Origin of the sequence: Bacillus cereus group sp. BfR-BA-01492, assembly GCF_022662815.1 — a bacterium.
In the GTDB taxonomy this organism is placed as follows: Bacteria; Bacillota; Bacilli; order Bacillales; family Bacillaceae_G; genus Bacillus_A; species Bacillus_A cereus_BD.
Genome location: NZ_JAKUEH010000001.1, coordinates 473,668 through 491,128 on the forward strand (window position 1 = coordinate 473,668; position 17,461 = coordinate 491,128).

Sequence of the window (17,461 nt, forward strand, 5' to 3'; positions counted from 1 at the left end):
ACGTTTTGGATCGCTTCTTATTTGATATAAACTTTTGCTCACTTAGACTTAGTTCACGTCAATTGATAAATTGTTATCCGTTTCCTTTACATAAGCGTAATGTTGGTTGAAGTGATACATGATATCCTTTCCATGTAAGATTTCAACTGTATACACCCCATTTGGAACGTCTTTAAAATGAATATCTGCTGTTTCAATGGTTGTCTCTTGAATCACTCTATTTCCTTCTTTTAATTGAACTTTTGCCCCTTTCACACGATTTATATCATTCGTATGTAAATGAATATGTAAGTTTCCTTTTAATTCTAGCGGAGCAATTTCCTTATTCGTGACCATTTCAAAATTAGAATTAATTAAAATTTCAGGATCTACTATCGCCCTTGCTTCAGCTAATCGAGATTCAGGTACAATATGAGCCAATGAACTAACTGCCTCATAGCCTTTCGCTCGATTTCTTTCTGCTTGTGTAGCGTCAAGGTTTAGTCCCCAGCTTTCAAAGACAGGTGTAAAATCAAGTTGACTATTCTCGCTATAATACTGGTTCATTAAATCTGGTAAAGAATGATCAAAATCAAATTGACTAGCTAGCTTTCGATAACCTTGATACATTTTTGTAAAAGCTTCATTTCCAGCTTTTTGCTTCGCCATCGTTAACATGATGAGTTTTTGTCTTAAATCTAAAGCATCATAACTTTTTTTGTTTTTGATTACAGCGTTATATAAATTTTTCTCAACGCTCTCTTTTTTTCCATAATTAAACAACCAACCAATTTGATCTGCTTTCTTACCATATTTACTATATTGATACTGAACACCAAACAAATTATTGGAAACTTCTCCTGTGTACATTCCTTGATTATCAAAGCCAGCTTGATAACCATGTGCAATCTCATGTAGCGTTCCCCAACTTAATTTACCTAGCCACATATCTACACTATCTGTACTATTTGCTGCCCAATAGTGCCCATAGTAGGCACCACCTACACCAGATGCGTCTGCCTTTAAGAAATAACGATTTTGCCCTTTTTTATTTTCGGGTGCCGAGCCATCCAAACCAATCATTGAATCATACATCGTAAAAATTTCTTCATAATAATGGATTAGTTCGTCTAAGGATTGGAAATCTTTCAAATTTCTTAATGATTCTTTATCTTTTTTAGGTACAAATAGTTGAAAACTCGTTCCTTTTACTAATGCATACTCTCCATCAAATTGATCCCATGTCTTAAAGAATGCAGACTCATTGCCTTTTTCCTGATAGATAGGGAGTGGTTTTTGAGGTTGTTCACTTCCTACTTGGTATTCAATCGTAGCGCCATTCTCATCATAAGGTGTATCTACGAACGGAACTACTGGTACATCGGCTTGAACAGTTACCCATTTACTGCCTACTTGAATAGATTTCTCTGTTTTTGAATCATTAGATAACAAACGTAATGTTAATTCATTTTTAAAATTAGGATTCGTTTGTCTTACCTTTAATGTCGTGTTTGCTTGTAGAATAAACCCTAAATCTTGTCGATCATGAAATACCCCTTTCGTTATTCCTGCTTGAAATATCCAAATTGGCGCTTCCAAGCTGAAAATTTCTTTTACATTTGTTCGTTCAGCAGCATGAAGGTGCATACTTCCCATAACAAAAAATAGTAGACAAGTCATGCTCATTACAAAAAATTTTTTCATCTTCATTTCTCCTTTTCGATATTTTCCATACAAAACTTTTCAAATCACACAGTAAAGATCTGTATAAAAAAGACGCAATTACCAAAAAAAGAAAAGACCCCCTCCGGAAGCCTTTTCTTAACTTATGGGTTCACGTTCTTTTTTCATAACATGTTACGTTCTTTCGTCTGCTAAATCAAAAAGTTGAGTCATTCTAGTTGATTATATCATCCTTCTGTATAATTTTTAATAAAAATTTATATATATAAATTCAATACTTTTTTAATCTCCAAGCACCATTCACGTCCTACAAAAATTCAATTCCCATTTTTTTAAATGATTTGAATACCTGCTAAAAATAGCAGAGAAACACATATATGAAATATCCATCTTTTCATATTCTCGCCATCACTCAAGAATCGCAACACACAACTGAAAAAATGAAATATGTTGACATTGCACTTGCGTACATCCAACTATAACACCTTACATGCTATATCACTATTTAGGCATTTTTTTTTAGGACAAGCATATATTCCTAACAAAGGAGTGAGGAATATGAAGAGACTTGGCGTATTTTTATTTGTGCTTGTTCTCGGTTATATATTTTATTACGATATAAAAATTGGCACTTTGCCAATGTTAAGCTCATACAAAAAAACAACTGCTGCTCAAACTGTTAAAAAAGAAGATATAAAGAAAGAGACAAAAAAGAAGACAGATACATCTTATCAAAAAATCGAGGTAAAAACAGGAGATACTGTTCTCTCTATTACAGAAGCTATTAATAAGAAAAAAGTTCCGTCCATCGAAAAAGTAATCAACGATTTTAAACGATTAAATAAAGAGACAACTTCTACAAAAATTCAAATTGGAAAGTCGTATAAATTCCCATTATATCAATGAGCCATTACATTATCCTTGTCAATTCTATAAAGGCGCTGATACAATAGTAAAAGTGAAACCAAGCATAGTGGTTTCGATTTCCTTATACTTCATATACTATGTGTGGTATAAGAGACAAAATAAGAAACTTCTTTTATAAGGAGAGCGATCTATTCGTGAATGAAATAACTCATCGTACAAAAACACGTCCGGTTAAAGTCGGTAATTTAACAATTGGTGGTAATAATGAATTAATTATACAAAGTATGACTACAACAAAAACGCATGACGTGGAAGCAACTGTTGCTGAAATTAAGCGTTTAGAAGAAGCAGGTTGTCAAATTGTCCGCGTAGCTGTTCCAGACGAACGAGCTGCAAATGCTATTGCTGATATTAAAAAGCAAATTAATATTCCACTTGTTGCTGATATTCATTTTGACTATCGCCTTGCTTTAAAAGCAATCGAAGGTGGCATTGATAAAGTACGTATCAACCCGGGTAATATCGGACGCCGCCACAAAGTAGAAGCTGTTGTAAATGCTGCCAAAGAGCGCGGTATTCCAATTCGAATTGGTGTAAATGCCGGTTCATTAGAGCGTCATATTTTAGAAAAGTATGGCTACCCTACTGCTGATGGTATGGTCGAGAGCGCATTGCATCATATTAAAATTTTAGAGGACTTAGACTTTCATGATATTATCGTATCGATGAAAGCTTCCGATGTAAATTTAGCCATTGAAGCTTATGAGAAAGCAGCTCGTGCTTTTGATTATCCATTGCATTTAGGCATTACAGAGTCCGGTACTCTATTTGCCGGAACAGTTAAAAGTGCCGCTGGTCTTGGAGCTATTTTAAGCAAAGGTATCGGAAATACACTTCGTATCTCCCTAAGTGCTGATCCAGTTGAAGAAGTAAAAGTGGCCCGTGAATTGTTAAAATCATTTGGTCTTGCTTCAAATGCCGCAACACTTATTTCTTGTCCAACTTGCGGGCGTATTGAAATTGACCTAATCAGTATTGCAAATGAAGTTGAAGAGTATATCTCTACATTAAAAGTACCGATTAAAGTAGCTGTGCTTGGCTGTGCAGTAAACGGCCCAGGTGAAGCTCGTGAAGCTGATATCGGGATTGCTGGAGCACGTGGTGAAGGCTTATTATTCCGCAAAGGAAAAGTCGTTCGAAAAGTTCCAGAAGAAACAATGGTAGAAGAACTCAAAAAAGAAATTGATGTCATTGCTGCTGAAATGGCTGAAAACCAAGAAAAAGAAAAACAAGAACAATAATGATGAAGGACTGTTTGCACTATGATGTAAACAGTCCTTTCTTTATCATATACTAGAAAAGCCCATCAACTTTTCAGCTGATGAGCTCTTACTTTGCACATTTCGGACAACGTCCATATATTTCAAATTTATGACCTGTGACCTCATATCCTTTAAAATCTTTATTCATAAAATCCATTGGACAAGAAGTAATTTCTTTTGTACCACCACAATCTAAACAAATGAAATGATGATGATGTTCCATAATAGAACATGTAAAACGGAAATGTTTTTCCCCATTTAATTCTGTCTGCTCTAAAATACCGATTTCAGCAAATACCGTTAAATTACGATAAATTGTATCAAAACTCAATCCCGGATAATTATCCTTCATGTGTTCTAACACGTCTTTTGCTGTTAAGTACCGATTATATTTCGCAAATAAACGTAACATTTCCTCTCGTTTTCCAGTGTGTTTATATCCTTTTTCCTTCATTAAGCGTAAAGCTTCTGTTAAATTCATAACTATCCCTACTTTATGCCGTTTTTTTCTTCTTCCATAAGATTGCACCAATTAAAATGAGAACCGCTAACATAACAATTGTACCACCTGGAGCTAAATCGAGTTGATAAGAAACTAGCATTCCACCAATTACAGCAATTTCTCCAAATAAAACGGAGAAGAAAATCGTTTGCTTAAATCCTTTGGCAATCCGAATACTTGCTGCTACCGGTAAAGTCATTAAAGACGATACAAGAAGAACCCCAACAATTCGCATTGATACGGCAATAACAAGAGCAACTAAAATAATAAAAATAAAGTGGAGCCACTTTGCCCGAAGTCCTGTTGATACAGCATATTCTTCATCAAATGATAATAAAAATAGCTCTTTATATAATAAAATAATCGTTGCTACAACCGCGATTGCTACAATGCCAATAACCATTAAATCTGCGCTCGTTACAGCACTTACACTACCAAATAAATAACTAAATAAATCTGTATTAAACCCATTAGCAAGCGAGATAAAAATAACCCCAATCCCCATCCCAGCTGACAGAATAATCGGGATTGCTAACTCTTGATAATGTTTATATACAGAGCGTAATTTTTCAATAAGCAATGCTCCGCCCATTGAAAAAAGCATCCCCATATATAATGGATTTAAAAATCCACCGGTAAATATCGTTTTTTCAAGCAACAAACTTGCAGCGATCCCCGATAAAGTTACGTGACTTAATGCATCCGCAATTAGGGACAAACGGCGGATTACAACAAATACTCCGATAAGAGGCGCTATCAATCCTATTAAAATCCCAGCGTATAATGAATTGCGTAAAAAATCATATTGTAAAAAATCCTGTATCATTGTACCCTCCCGTGATGCTCATGATCATGTTCTAATCGATGAACATGATACCCATATAAAATGGACATTTCTGCATCCTCTAACTCTCGGAATTTCTCTACCTTCCCATGAAAATGTAAACGCTGATTTAAACATGCAACGTGCGTCACTTTTTCTGTTACAGCTCCTATATCGTGTGTAACAAGAATAAGCGTGATACCTAATCTCTTATTTAAATCTTCTAATATTTCATAGAAACTTTCTACACTCTTTATGTCAACCCCCACAGTAGGCTCGTCCAAAATGAGTAATTCTGGACTACTTACAAGTGCACGGGCGATAAACACACGCTGCTGTTGACCTCCAGAAAGCTCTCCAATGTTACGATTTTGAAACTCACTCATTCCTACATCTGCAATTGCTTTTGCTACCTTTTCTTTATCATCTTTCGTCAAAAAGCGGAATAAGCCTTTTTTCGACACAAGACCCATAGAAACCACTTCAAAAACAGTTGCTGGAAACCCAGAGTTAAAGCTGTTAGCCTTTTGCGAAACATAACCGATTTGATTCCATGCTTTAAACTTTCTACTATCAATACCAAATAAGCGAACATTTCCTTTCTTTGGCTTCAAAACACCTAATATACACTTTAATAACGTTGATTTACCAGATCCATTCGGTCCAACCAAACCTAAAAAAGCTCCCTTAGGAACTTGCAAATAAATGTCTTCTATCACATTTCGATCTTCATAGCGAAATGTCAAACCTTCTATTTCTAATATATTTTCCATATCATCTCACCTATTTTAATTCAGAATGATTCCGATTTACTTCTATTTGAATTATAGTACAGCTGATTATAGTTGTAAACCAATCTGCCTAAAATATATGATTTACTTTAGACAACCTTATTATTATAACAAAAAAACAGAGAATTTCTCTCTGCTTTTTGAACATACCTTTTAATGGATCGCTGATTTAAACTTACCACCGTTTGTCTCTTGCGTACTCATAATTGTAACAAAGGCGTTTTCATCAATTTCATGAACAATTGATTTTAATTTTGTTACTTCAAGACGTGTCACAACGGCGTAAATCACTTCTTTTTCTTTATCGGTATAACCACCCTTAGCTATAAGCTTCGTTGTCCCACGACCAAGACGGTGTAATATCGCATTTGATACTTCTTCATATTGATCAGAGACAATTAACACAGCTTTTGTTTCATCCAATCCTTGAATAACAGTATCAATTGTTTTGAAAGCAATATAGTAGGTCATAACAGAATACATTGCCTGTTCCACACCAAATACAAAGGCTGCCCAAGCAAAAATGAACAAGTTCACAAACATAACAAATTCCCCAACGGAGAATGGTAATTTTTTTGTTAATAAGATTCCCATAATTTCAGTTCCATCTAATGATCCACCGTGACGAATAACAAGCCCTACGCCAAGCCCTAATATAAGACCACCAAACACGGTTGCTAAAATAGGTTCTGTTGTAAATGGTTTTATAGTATGTAGTGTTGTTTCAATAAATGCTAACGCGACAATCGCAAAAGTTGAAGATAGCATAAATGTCTTTCCAATTTGCTTATAACCGGAGTACATAAATGGTATATTGAGGATAACAACTAAAGTAGAAAAACTCAGCCACCAAATGTTAGGGGTAAGGTAATCTAGTATGAGGGAAATACCAATAATTCCACCATCAATAATTTTATTTGGGATTAAAAATAGTTCAATTGCGACTGCTGCACACGCTGCTCCAAAGACAATCATAATTAAACGATACAATAGATGAATAACACTTTCTTTTCGATGTTGTTTCTTTTCCATAAGCCCTCCTTATAATCTTTTTCTGTTGTTTCGTTCTTTTATTATAACATATTCTTCTTTTTCTAATAGAAAAAAAGAAGTGTTATACGAATATATACAGGCACTATACACATATATTTCGATAAAAGAACACCTGAAGGAGGACTATATCGTGAACCTCATCAAACAAATTGTGAACAAAAAAATAAATAGCATGTCGCCAAAAGAATTATTGAAATATAGTAAAGAATATAAAATTCCTATTACAACTGAACAAGCAGATCAAATTGTTTTATTGATGAAAGGAAAAAATATTAATATTTATAATACAGATGAAAGGCTCGAACTTTTAAAAAAAATTGCGAAAGTAACCTCTCCTTCTACCGCCCAGCAAGTTAATACACTCTTTCAGAAATTATTAAAATAAGGAGGGGAATCCCCTCCTTATTGTCCTTTAATCTTCTCAAGAAGCCCTTCATCAAATGTTCCGTTCTTTAACATTTCAATTTCAAATTTATATGGTGGCTTTTTATCTTTCTTATCTTCCCCTACATATGGCGTTTCAAGAATCTTTGGTATGTGCTCTAGCTGCGGATGATGAACAATATCATGTAAAGCTTTATAACCAATATGACCAAAACCAATATTTTCATGACGGTCTTTTCCAGCTCCGCGGACATTTTTACTATCATTAATGTGTAACACTTGTAAGCGATCAATTCCAACAATTTTATCAAACTCATTTAAAACGCCATCAAAATCATTAGCAATATCATACCCTGCATCATGTGTATGACATGTATCAAAACATACAGATAGCTTTTCATTATATGTTACACCATCAATAATTCTCGCAATTTCCTCAAAGCTACGTCCGCACTCTGTACCTTTCCCAGCCATTGTTTCTAATGCAATATTTACCGTTTGTTTTGGCGTTAATACTTCATTCAAACCTTTTATAATTTGTGCAATCCCTGCATCTGCACCTGCCCCAACATGAGCTCCAGGATGCAGAACAATTTGTTTTGCTACTCCAAGCGCTTCTGTTCTTTCAATTTCCATGCGCAAGAAATCCACACCTAATTGGAATGTTTCAGGCTTTGTTGTATTTCCAACATTAATAATATATGGTGCATGAACAATAATCTCTTTAATTCCATGCTCTTCCATATGTTTGCGACCAGCTTCTATATTTAATTCTTCAATCGGCTTTCTTCTCGTATTTTGCGGTGCACCTGTATAAATCATAAATGTCGTAGCACCATATGAAACTGCCTCTTCGCTTGCAGCTAATAGCATTTTTTTCCCACTCATTGAAACATGAGATCCAATCTTCAACATATTATCACCTCTTCAATATACAATAGCTATAATAATAGCATAATTTGTAGAAATATGTAGCGAATTGCTTACTCAAAAAAATCATTTGCAAATCAGACAATAAAAAAGATAAGGTCTCCCTTATCTCTTTTTATGACTATATTTTTTCTTTACCTTTTCACGTTCAGCTGCTAATTTTTTCTTATATCCAGGCTTTACTTTTTTCGGTTTTTTCACAACTTTCGTTGCCATAATATCCAACTCATTATTCGGTTTTTTACGGCTTTGACGTCGGTTGCGCTCCCCTAAATCTATCCATTCACCATTTCGCAATTCTACGTGTTTAAACGCAATATTACGTTGTTTTTCTAAACTATCTATAGCCTCTTCATCACGCGTATCATATATCGTTACAGCAATACCAGAATACCCAGCACGCGCTGTACGGCCAACACGGTGAATAAAGAAGTCTAAGTCAGACGGAATTTCATAGTTAATAACATGACTAATTCCTTCGATATCAATACCACGTGCCGCTAAGTCTGTCGCAACAATGTATTGAAATTCTAAATCACGAATTTGTTTCATCATTTTTTTGCGGTCACGAGGTGATAGGTCGCCATGAATACGTCCTACTTTTAACCCTCTCTCTGTTAATCCATTCGCAACTTCTTCTGCCATTTTTTTCGTATTTGTAAAAACAATTGCTAAATACGGCTGAAATTGAAGCAACATATTCTTGACTAGTTCAATCTTATTACGATGTCTCGATGGAACTAAATAATGTTCAATGTTTCCCGCTGCAACTTGCTTCGGATTAATATGAATATGCTCTGGATTCTCCATATATTTCTTCAGAAATGGTTTCAATTTTTGCGGAATCGTCGCAGAAAAAACGAGCATTTGCAAATTTTTCGGCATGCGCGCTGCAACTTTATCTACATCTTGAATAAATCCCATATCAAGCATTAAATCTGCTTCATCGACAATAATCGTTTCTGCTGTATGAACAAATAAAGCTTGCTCTTCTACTAAATCTTTAATACGACCTGGCGTTCCAACAACGATATGCGGCTGCTTTTTCAATTTTTCAATCGAGCGCTGTTTATCAGTTCCTCCAATTAAGCAACGCGTTGTAATCATTTGTTCTTCCGTACAAAACTTTGTTAATTTGATAATTTCTTGATAAATTTGTTGTGCTAACTCACGCGTTGGCGCTGTAATCACAAGCTGCACCTCTTCACGTTTTGGATCAATTTGATTGATTGTCGGTAATAAGTATGCATGTGTTTTTCCAGATCCTGTTTGGGATTGTCCAATTATACTTACCCCTTTTTTTACAACAGGGAATATTTTCTTTTGAATTTCTGTCGGCTCTGTAAAGCGTAATTCACGAACTGCATCTATTAAAAACGGTTGAAAATTATACTGTGTAAATGTTTGTATTGTCACAGATTACACCTTCTTTCTCAAATTTCTACTGCGCGCACAAATCAGTCAAGTCTACATTATAACGAAATCTAATCGTAAAATCCATCTTTAGTTTTTGTTTCCAACTTAAAAACTAACCTTCTTACTTTCGATTGCATACTGTATGTGTATATACCTAATTGAAGAAAGGAGGATTTCTTTTATGTATCCGAAATCCCCTATACAACAAATGCATACAGGGCAACAACCCTATACACCATATCCAATTCCACATTTACCACCAATGATGCAAAAAAAGAAAGGGCTGCTCTCTAAACTTTTTAAAAAACATGATCCGACTGAGCCTTTTATGCAAATGATTCCTCCCTACCGGCAAATGGAAGGACAGCCAATGATGCACCAACAATATCCGCAAACGATGCATCCTCATTATAATCAGCCTTATATGCATCAACCAATGAGCGCGCCACCCATGTATGACCAAAGCGATATGCGCGGTGGTGAATCATTCACTGCAACGAATACCAGTGGTGGAATTGGAAGTTTCTTTTCTAATTTAATTGCTAATCCAACTAATATGTTAAATAACATTGAAAAAGTTGCTCAAGTCGCCCAATCTGTCGGGCCTGTTGTAGAGCAATACGGACCCATCGTTCGCAGTATACCGAGCATTGTGAAAATCCTTACTTCAGGGAAAGGAGACACCGAGAATCCAAAAGAAGAAGTGAAAAAAAATAACGTACCGAAAACACCTTTAAAAAAGAAAAAAAGAAAAGAAGTTACGCCAAAATCTACCAACGCTGAAGAATCACAAAACGAAACCACTTCCCCTTTACCAGCAAAACCAAAATTATATGTGTAACAATACTTTGTTTTCTGTCCACTCCTCCTTTATAATGAAAAGGACTATGTACAAAAGGATTCCTTGTTTAGAAGGAGAGGATTACTCACATGAAAATTATTAAAATTTCCCCTCGTGGTTATTGCTATGGCGTTGTAGATGCAATGGTTATTGCACGCAACGCTGCACTAGATAAATCATTACCAAGGCCTATCTATATTCTAGGCATGATTGTTCATAATAAGCATGTAACAGATGCATTTGAAGAAGATGGAATTATTACATTAGATGGCCCAAGCCGCTTAGAAATTTTGGATCAAATCGATTCTGGTACTGTTATTTTCACTGCACACGGTGTTTCCCCAGAAGTAAAACAACGTGCTAAAGAAAAAGGCTTAACAACAATTGATGCGACATGCCCAGATGTTACGAAAACACACGACCTAATTGAAGCAAAAAAATCAGAAGGTTATCATGTGATTTACATCGGGAAAAAAGGCCATCCAGAACCAGAAGGAGCAGTTGGCATTGCACCTGATATCGTTCATCTCATCGAAAAAGCAGATGATTTAAAAACATTAGAGATTCCGACAGACAAAATTTTAGTTACAAATCAAACAACAATGAGTCAATGGGACGTTCAGCATCTGATGGAAGATATCCAAAAAAAATTCCCAACGGCTGAATTCCATAAAGAAATTTGCTTAGCAACACAAGTTCGTCAAGAAGCCGTTGCAAAGCAAGCCGATGTTGCCGATTTAACAATTGTTGTTGGCGATCCGAAAAGCAATAACTCCAATCGTCTCGCTCAAGTATCGCAAGAAATTGCCGGCACAAAGGCATATCGCGTCGCTGATGTAAGTGAAATTCAGCTAGAATGGCTTCAAGGAGTTGAAAATGTAGCAGTAACTGCTGGTGCTTCTACTCCAACTCCAATTACAAAAGAAGTCATTGCCTTTTTAGAACAATATGATCCAACAAACCCTGCTACGTGGGAAAGAAAACGAAACGTACCACTTCAAAAAATCTTGCCGCGTGTAAAGGTAAAAAAACAATAAATAAAAAATCCGTTGCTCACTACTCGCAACGGATTTTTTATCGTTTTAACCGAAAAGACTCTCGCCTGATTACATAGAGATGAGTGCTCACTTATACAAATGTAAATGGATCTGTATGTAGCTGAGATGCATGAATTTGTACAGCAAATTTTTTAGCCTCTACTTTTTGCTGTAGTTGTTTTTGAACACCTTGTTTCATTACCTTCTCTACATTATGCCCTGGATCAACAACATTCAGTCCCAACATCATGGCATCGTGAGCAACATGATAATACAGATCGCCAGTGACATAAACATCTGCACCTTTAAATTTTGCCTGATTGATAAATTTATTCCCGTCACCACCAAGAACAGCTACTTTACGCACTTTATCATCAAGCCTTCCGACAACTCGTGCACCTTGTATATCTAATGAACGCTTTACATGCTCAACAAACTCCCCGAGGGTCATTTCTTTTTGTAAATATCCAATTTTACCAAGCCCTAGTGTTTCTCCTTTATTATCTAACGGATATATATCATAAGCAACTTCTTCATACGGATGCGCTGTTAACATCGCTTTAACAACCTTTCGTTCTAACGACGCTGGGATAATCGTTTCAACTCTTATCTCTTCGACACGCTCTAACTGCCCAGTTTCGCCAATGTAAGGGCTTGTTCCCTCCTGAGGGATAAATGTACCTATACCTTGACTACCAAACGTACAATGGCTGTAGTTACCGATATAACCCGCACCTGCGTCTCCCAATGCTTTTCGAATCGCATCTGCATGTGTTACAGGAACAAATACAACTACTTTTTTCATTTCTTCTGTGTATGTTGGAACGAGCACTTCCGTGTTTTGCAGTTCAAGCGCTTCAGCAAGTAGATCATTTACTCCACCTTTTGCAACATCAACATTTGTATGCGCTGCATACACAGCGATATCATGTTTGATACATTTTTCGATAATTTTTCCATACGCTTTATCCGTATGAATCGCTTTTAAAGGATGGAAAATAAGAGGATGGTGTGCAATAATGATATTTGCTCCAATTTGAATCGCTTCTTCTACAACCTCTTCTGTCACATCTAGTGCGATTAAGACATGCTCCACTGGTTTATTAAGAGCTCCAATTTGCAGACCAATCTTATCCCCTTCCATCGCTAGATGCTTCGGATACATGCTTTCAAATAAAGAAATTACTTCATGTCCATTTGGAATTTTGCTCATGATAATACATCTCCTACCATTTTCATTTTCTCCATTACTTCATTTCGTTTCGCTTTTGTATCTTCCGATTCTGTCGCACGTTCTAATTGCTTTAAGATATTTTGAAAATTTTTCAATTCACATTCCCATTTTTCAACGAAAACATCACTTTTTTCTTTCATCAAAAATGGTCCGATCAATAATTCCGCTTGCTTATGATCTGAGTAAGGCGCTAACGGATTCCCTCTTTCGCCTACTAAAATTTCATAAATCTTACCATCTTCTTTTACAATCTTTTCATGAATCAGTTCCCAATCATTTTCAATAAACCATTCACGAATATGATGCGCTGCAATATTCGGTTGTAATATAAGACGCGTTACCCCGTTTAATTTTTCTTTTCCACTTTCTAAAATATCACGAATTAACGCTCCACCCATACCAGCAATTGTAATGACATCCACTTCTCCTGGTGAAATAACAGCTAATCCATTTCCTTTGCGAACATCAATCTTTCCCTGTAAGCCATTCTCAGCTACCGTTGCCTGCGCAGAACGAAACGGTCCATCTACCACTTCTCCCGCTACTGCTTTTGTCGCAATATGATTTAAAATTGCATAGCACGGTAAATAAGCATGATCTGATCCGATATCCGCTACCGTAGACCCTGCTGGAATCTCTCGCACTACCTCTTCTAACCTTTTTGAAAGTTTGACTTCATTCATGTATTTCCATTGCTCCTTCTCTTGTCAGTCTGTTTCCATGATAATGAATGAACAAGTATTGTTGCAAGTAAGCAACAATCATTCAATCCCTTTATCTTTCTTTAATCGTATTTTAGAAAGAAAAGAAAAACAAGCCCTTTACTTGAAAAGTAAAGGGCTTGTTTTTCTTTATTTTTTCTTCGATAACCAATCTGCTACTTTGGAAGCTTGATCTGCTGGAATTAAATTAGGCGGCATATTTCCTTTTCCTTTTACAATCACTTCTTTAATTTCATCTTTAGAAAGTTTCCCGCCAATTTTTTGTAGTTCAGGTCCCACTGCACCTTGTAACTGATCACCATGGCAGCTCGTACAGTTTTGTTTTACAATGTCTTCAGGCTTTGATGCTGTTTGAGTTTGCTTTCCTCCATTTTTAGCATCAGCTAGCTCTTTAGACTTATGTAACCCTTGAAATGAAAATACGAACATCACGATAATACCTAGTGCTGCAATAAGAGCGAATGGAATCAACGGATTACGTTTCATATATTTTCTCCCCCCTCTATACCCCCTAATAGTTAGATGATTCAGTTATTTCTATTGTACTTGAAAACGCTCTATCAGAAAAGGCGAAATTGTCAGTTGTTAAAAATATTCCATAAATTCAGTTTATTGACTATCTTATTTTTACCCTATATTTTTTTGATAAATATCTATGTTTCTCATCATATTTTTTGTTTTTCTACATATATTTTTGTATAAAATACACAAAATTAATCGAAAAATCGAAAAATGAGCATTTGCAAATCAAAAGACAATTCTGTAAAATAAATTACAAGTATTGTAATCGGTACTTACAGCTAAATTTTAACAAAACTTAACAAAATAAAAAAGTTTACTTCACAAAGGTGAAGTAAACTTATATAAGACCTACTCTAAGAAATCTTTTAACCGTTTGCTACGGCTTGGATGTCTTAATTTACGAAGCGCTTTTGCTTCAATTTGGCGAATACGCTCTCTTGTTACGCCGAATACTTTTCCGACTTCTTCAAGCGTACGAGTTCGTCCATCATCCAAACCAAAACGAAGACGAAGAACGTTTTCTTCACGATCTGTTAGCGTATCTAACACATCTTCTAATTGTTCTTTCAATAATTCATACGCTGCATGGTCCGCAGGTGATGTTGCTTCTTGGTCTTCGATAAAATCGCCTAAGTGTGAGTCATCCTCTTCACCAATCGGTGTCTCAAGAGAAACTGGCTCCTGAGCAATTTTTAAGATTTCGCGTACTTTTTCTGGAGCAAGATCCATTTCTTCGCCAATCTCTTCCGGAGTTGGTTCACGACCTAAATCTTGTAATAATTGACGTTGTACACGGATTAATTTATTGATTGTTTCAACCATATGAACCGGAATACGAATTGTTCTTGCTTGGTCTGCAATCGCACGTGTAATCGCTTGACGAATCCACCATGTTGCATACGTACTAAATTTAAATCCTTTACGGTAGTCGAACTTTTCAACCGCTTTAATCAGACCCATATTTCCTTCTTGAATAAGGTCTAAGAAAAGCATACCGCGGCCAACGTATCTTTTTGCAATACTTACAACAAGACGTAAGTTTGCTTCTGCAAGACGGCGTTTTGCTTCTTCATCGCCTTCTTCAATACGAGTCGCCAATTGAATTTCTTCTTCAGCAGATAATAAATCAACACGACCGATTTCTTTTAAATACATGCGAACAGGGTCATTGATTTTCACACCTGGTGGTACACTTAAATCATTTAAATCGAATTCTTCTTCCGTTTTTGTGATTTGATGATTATTTGGGCCTTCATCATTATCACCAACTAAATCAATCCCTTGTTCACCTAAATATTCATAATATTCATCCATTTGTTCGGATTCAATCTCAAATCCGTTCATGCGTTCTGCAATCTCTTCATATGTAAGAACGCCACGTTTTTTTCCGAGCTCAGTGAGTTGTTCTTTCACTTGCTCAAGGGTCATTTCAGTTTCAATTTGTTTAGAACGAGCTGGTTTATCAGCCATTTGTTCCCCTCCTTACGCGAGATACAAACATTCATTATACTAAAATTTTATGCAAAAAGCTATCTTCTTGCTTTTTGATTTTGCAAATACGCTGCGTAAAATTTAGCAGCTTCTAGCGGATCAGCTTTTTCCATTTGCTTTACTGTAAAGATGGTTTCCATCTTTTTCAACTTTTCCTTATGGCGCTTTAACGCTTCCAGGTGTCCTTCCAGTATTTCATCTGTATATTCTGGATTGATAAACTCATCTGTCGAAATATTGGTAACGATATTTTTCAACTTTTCATCAGATAGCCAGTTTAAAAAATTTCCGACTGAAGGTTCATTTCCCTTTTCATAATATGCGTATAGTTCATATAAAATCCCTTTATGTTCTTCTGTATGAAAATCTTCTATATGAGGCTCTATACGCACTGCTACTTCGGCACTTTGCAACATATGGTAAATAAGTTCCCTCTCTGCCCTTTCAAAGCCGGATAGCTTCGGCCTCGTTTGAACAATTTGAGATGGCTTCGAAATTTGCTTCGCTTGTTTTTGCTGTATCTTTTGTTCTTTGCGATATTGGTGCAATTGACTTAAAAGTGTTTCCATGGAATATGCAAATTCTTGTGATAACGATTTTAAATAGGACTCTGCCTGCATCGCATCTTGCAATAAGGATAACTCTTTTAAAACACTTTTTACATATTCTTCTTTACCGGACTCATCTTGCAAATTTTTCCCTAAACGCAAATAATTTATTTTAAATCCAACAAAACTTATACTTGATTTGACGAGATTTTCAAAAGCCTTTGTTCCATATTGTTGCACATATTCATCAGGATCTAATTTCTCTGGCAATACAGTAACTTTAACTTGACAACCAACTTGAGTTAAGAGTTGCCCCGCTTTCATTGTCGCTTCTTGTCCAGCCTTATCACCATCATAGCAAAGAACAACAGTTTCAACATTACGTCGCAGAAGTTTCGCCTGTTCTTCTGTTAAAGCTGTTCCCATTGTTGCGACAGCTTCTTCAACCCCGCTTTTTACAGCAGCTAGAACATCAGCATAACCTTCAAAAAGGACGACCTGCCCACGCTTTCTAATAAACGGCCTTGCCTGATGGAAATTGTACAGCAACTTGCTCTTGTGAAAGATAGGTGTTTCTGGGCTATTTAAATATTTAGGAGTATCATCTCCAAGCGCCCTTCCACTAAATGCTGCCACTTTTCCTTGTAATGTATGAATCGGAAACATTACTCTACCACGGAATCGGTCGTAATGACTGCCATCCTTTTCACTTCTTACAAGGAGACCCGCTTGCTCCATGGTCATTAGCGAAAAACCTCTTTTTTGTAATATTTTCGCCGCTGCATCCCAATCTGGTGATGCATAACCAATTTCAAACTTCTCAATCATTTCCTTCGTAATACCACGATTTAATAAATAAGAAAGAGCTTCATTCCCCTCTTCTGTATTTACCAACAAATGATGATAATACTTTTTTAAGAGTTCGTGAGCCTGTAACATAATGACATTGTCATCAGATATATTGTCCTGCTGTTCTTTTCCTGATGTATAATCTGCGACTGCTATATGATTTCTTTCTCCAAGCTTCTGTACAGCTTCTGTGAAAGAAAGGCCTTCCATCTTCATGAGAAAGGAAAAAACATTTCCACCTTCCCCACATCCAAAGCAATGGAAAATTTGCTTATCTGATGAAACAGAAAAGGAGGGAGAATTCTCACCATGAAACGGACAAAGTCCAAAATAATTACGCCCTTGCTTTCTTAGCTGAACATACTCACCAATTACTTCTACAATATCAGATGATGTCCGAATCTGTTCAACAACTTCTTCGGGAATTCTGTTCCCCATAACTCCATCTCCGTGTCGTATTTTGTATT

General features: G+C 36.1%; 16 protein-coding genes and 1 pseudogene. 5 read left to right on the plus strand and 12 right to left on the minus strand.

Going from position 1 to position 17,461, the window contains the following annotated elements:
* Nucleotides 1-51 precede the first annotated feature (51 nt).
* Nucleotides 52-1,683 (minus strand): annotated as a pseudogene (locus MR063_RS02695) (M60 family metallopeptidase); the annotation flags it as partial.
* 537 nt (nucleotides 1,684-2,220) lie between these two features.
* On the opposite strand from MR063_RS02695, the gene MR063_RS02700 reads away from it, so the two are divergent.
* Nucleotides 2,221-2,568: a hypothetical protein gene (locus MR063_RS02700; RefSeq protein ID WP_242193207.1), complete on the plus strand. Its 348-nt coding sequence runs from the start codon at nucleotides 2,221-2,223 to the stop codon at nucleotides 2,566-2,568.
* Nucleotides 2,569-2,666: 98 nt separating this feature from the next.
* A complete protein-coding gene (gene ispG / locus MR063_RS02705; protein ID WP_162533139.1) occupies nucleotides 2,667-3,830 on the plus strand; it encodes a flavodoxin-dependent (E)-4-hydroxy-3-methylbut-2-enyl-diphosphate synthase in 1,164 nt (387 codons plus the stop codon).
* 88 nt (nucleotides 3,831-3,918) lie between these two features.
* Here the strand turns inward: ispG and MR063_RS02710 are convergent, their stop codons facing one another.
* The 4 genes from MR063_RS02710 to MR063_RS02725 all read right to left on the minus strand — a co-directional run bounded on the left by MR063_RS02710 (nucleotide 3,919) and on the right by MR063_RS02725 (nucleotide 6,999).
* A complete protein-coding gene (locus MR063_RS02710) occupies nucleotides 3,919-4,332 on the minus strand; it encodes a Fur family transcriptional regulator (RefSeq protein ID WP_242193209.1) in 414 nt (137 codons plus the stop codon).
* A 13-nt stretch (nucleotides 4,333-4,345) separates the two neighbouring features.
* Nucleotides 4,346-5,179, minus strand: coding sequence for a metal ABC transporter permease (locus tag MR063_RS02715; RefSeq protein ID WP_242145316.1), 834 nt, complete (start codon nucleotides 5,177-5,179; stop codon nucleotides 4,346-4,348).
* Nucleotides 5,176-5,949 (minus strand): metal ABC transporter ATP-binding protein, encoded by a 774-nt coding sequence (locus tag MR063_RS02720; protein WP_242193211.1) that lies wholly within the window; start codon nucleotides 5,947-5,949, stop codon nucleotides 5,176-5,178. The genes MR063_RS02715 and MR063_RS02720 overlap by 4 nt, the downstream gene beginning before the upstream one ends.
* Before the next feature lie 171 nt (nucleotides 5,950-6,120).
* A complete protein-coding gene (locus tag MR063_RS02725; RefSeq protein WP_242145318.1) occupies nucleotides 6,121-6,999 on the minus strand; it encodes a YitT family protein in 879 nt (292 codons plus the stop codon).
* Between the two features lie 151 nt (nucleotides 7,000-7,150).
* Between MR063_RS02725 and MR063_RS02730 the strand changes: the two genes are divergently transcribed.
* Nucleotides 7,151-7,405: a DUF2624 domain-containing protein gene (locus MR063_RS02730; RefSeq protein WP_242193213.1), complete on the plus strand. Its 255-nt coding sequence runs from the start codon at nucleotides 7,151-7,153 to the stop codon at nucleotides 7,403-7,405.
* 17 nt (nucleotides 7,406-7,422) lie between these two features.
* Here MR063_RS02730 and MR063_RS02735 read toward each other — a convergent pair whose 3' ends face one another.
* Nucleotides 7,423-8,319, minus strand: coding sequence for a deoxyribonuclease IV (locus MR063_RS02735; RefSeq protein ID WP_242193215.1), 897 nt, complete (start codon nucleotides 8,317-8,319; stop codon nucleotides 7,423-7,425).
* Nucleotides 8,320-8,439: 120 nt separating this feature from the next.
* Entirely contained in the window at nucleotides 8,440-9,750 is a 1,311-nt protein-coding gene (locus MR063_RS02740; protein WP_242193217.1) for a DEAD/DEAH box helicase, read from the minus strand.
* Between the two features lie 181 nt (nucleotides 9,751-9,931).
* Between MR063_RS02740 and vrrA the strand changes: the two genes are divergently transcribed.
* Together vrrA and MR063_RS02750 are read left to right on the plus strand one after the other, a co-directional pair.
* Nucleotides 9,932-10,591: a VrrA/YqfQ family protein gene (gene vrrA, locus MR063_RS02745; protein WP_242193219.1), complete on the plus strand. Its 660-nt coding sequence runs from the start codon at nucleotides 9,932-9,934 to the stop codon at nucleotides 10,589-10,591.
* 89 nt (nucleotides 10,592-10,680) lie between these two features.
* Complete coding sequence (locus MR063_RS02750; RefSeq protein WP_242193222.1) at nucleotides 10,681-11,628, plus strand: 4-hydroxy-3-methylbut-2-enyl diphosphate reductase; 948 nt, start codon at nucleotides 10,681-10,683, stop codon at nucleotides 11,626-11,628.
* A gap of 91 nt (nucleotides 11,629-11,719) precedes the next feature.
* Here MR063_RS02750 and MR063_RS02755 read toward each other — a convergent pair whose 3' ends face one another.
* The 5 genes from MR063_RS02755 to dnaG all read right to left on the minus strand — a co-directional run bounded on the left by MR063_RS02755 (nucleotide 11,720) and on the right by dnaG (nucleotide 17,432).
* Complete coding sequence (locus MR063_RS02755) at nucleotides 11,720-12,841, minus strand: Nif3-like dinuclear metal center hexameric protein (RefSeq protein ID WP_242193230.1); 1,122 nt, start codon at nucleotides 12,839-12,841, stop codon at nucleotides 11,720-11,722.
* Nucleotides 12,838-13,545, minus strand: a complete 708-nt coding sequence (locus MR063_RS02760; protein ID WP_242145325.1) for a tRNA (adenine(22)-N(1))-methyltransferase — start codon at nucleotides 13,543-13,545, stop codon at nucleotides 12,838-12,840. The genes MR063_RS02755 and MR063_RS02760 overlap by 4 nt, the downstream gene beginning before the upstream one ends.
* A gap of 168 nt (nucleotides 13,546-13,713) precedes the next feature.
* On the minus strand, nucleotides 13,714-14,070 hold the full coding sequence (cccA, locus tag MR063_RS02765) for a cytochrome c550 (protein ID WP_012095482.1): 357 nt from the start codon (nucleotides 14,068-14,070) through the stop codon (nucleotides 13,714-13,716).
* Between the two features lie 384 nt (nucleotides 14,071-14,454).
* Complete coding sequence (gene rpoD, locus MR063_RS02770; RefSeq protein WP_012095483.1) at nucleotides 14,455-15,576, minus strand: RNA polymerase sigma factor RpoD; 1,122 nt, start codon at nucleotides 15,574-15,576, stop codon at nucleotides 14,455-14,457.
* Between the two features lie 59 nt (nucleotides 15,577-15,635).
* A complete protein-coding gene (gene dnaG / locus MR063_RS02775; RefSeq protein ID WP_242145326.1) occupies nucleotides 15,636-17,432 on the minus strand; it encodes a DNA primase in 1,797 nt (598 codons plus the stop codon).
* Nucleotides 17,433-17,461 lie beyond the last annotated feature (29 nt).

Excerpts from the sequence above, each read along its gene's own strand:
- MR063_RS02720 (WP_242193211.1), bottom strand. The coding sequence starts at position 5,949 with ATGGAAAATATATTAGAAATAGAAGGTTTGACATTTCGCTATGAAGAT.
- MR063_RS02760 (WP_242145325.1), bottom strand. The coding sequence starts at position 13,545 with ATGAATGAAGTCAAACTTTCAAAAAGGTTAGAAGAGGTAGTGCGAGAG.
- ispG (WP_162533139.1), top strand. The coding sequence starts at position 2,667 with ATGTGTGGTATAAGAGACAAAATAAGAAACTTCTTTTATAAGGAGAGC.
- MR063_RS02735 (WP_242193215.1), bottom strand. The coding sequence starts at position 8,319 with ATGTTGAAGATTGGATCTCATGTTTCAATGAGTGGGAAAAAAATGCTA.
- dnaG (WP_242145326.1), bottom strand. The coding sequence starts at position 17,432 with ATGGGGAACAGAATTCCCGAAGAAGTTGTTGAACAGATTCGGACATCA.
- rpoD (WP_012095483.1), bottom strand. The coding sequence starts at position 15,576 with ATGGCTGATAAACCAGCTCGTTCTAAACAAATTGAAACTGAAATGACC.
- vrrA (WP_242193219.1), top strand. The coding sequence starts at position 9,932 with ATGTATCCGAAATCCCCTATACAACAAATGCATACAGGGCAACAACCC.
- MR063_RS02725 (WP_242145318.1), bottom strand. The coding sequence starts at position 6,999 with ATGGAAAAGAAACAACATCGAAAAGAAAGTGTTATTCATCTATTGTAT.
- MR063_RS02715 (WP_242145316.1), bottom strand. The coding sequence starts at position 5,179 with ATGATACAGGATTTTTTACAATATGATTTTTTACGCAATTCATTATAC.
- cccA (WP_012095482.1), bottom strand. The coding sequence starts at position 14,070 with ATGAAACGTAATCCGTTGATTCCATTCGCTCTTATTGCAGCACTAGGT.
- MR063_RS02710 (WP_242193209.1), bottom strand. The coding sequence starts at position 4,332 with ATGAATTTAACAGAAGCTTTACGCTTAATGAAGGAAAAAGGATATAAA.
- MR063_RS02700 (WP_242193207.1), top strand. The coding sequence starts at position 2,221 with ATGAAGAGACTTGGCGTATTTTTATTTGTGCTTGTTCTCGGTTATATA.
- MR063_RS02750 (WP_242193222.1), top strand. The coding sequence starts at position 10,681 with ATGAAAATTATTAAAATTTCCCCTCGTGGTTATTGCTATGGCGTTGTA.
- MR063_RS02755 (WP_242193230.1), bottom strand. The coding sequence starts at position 12,841 with ATGAGCAAAATTCCAAATGGACATGAAGTAATTTCTTTATTTGAAAGC.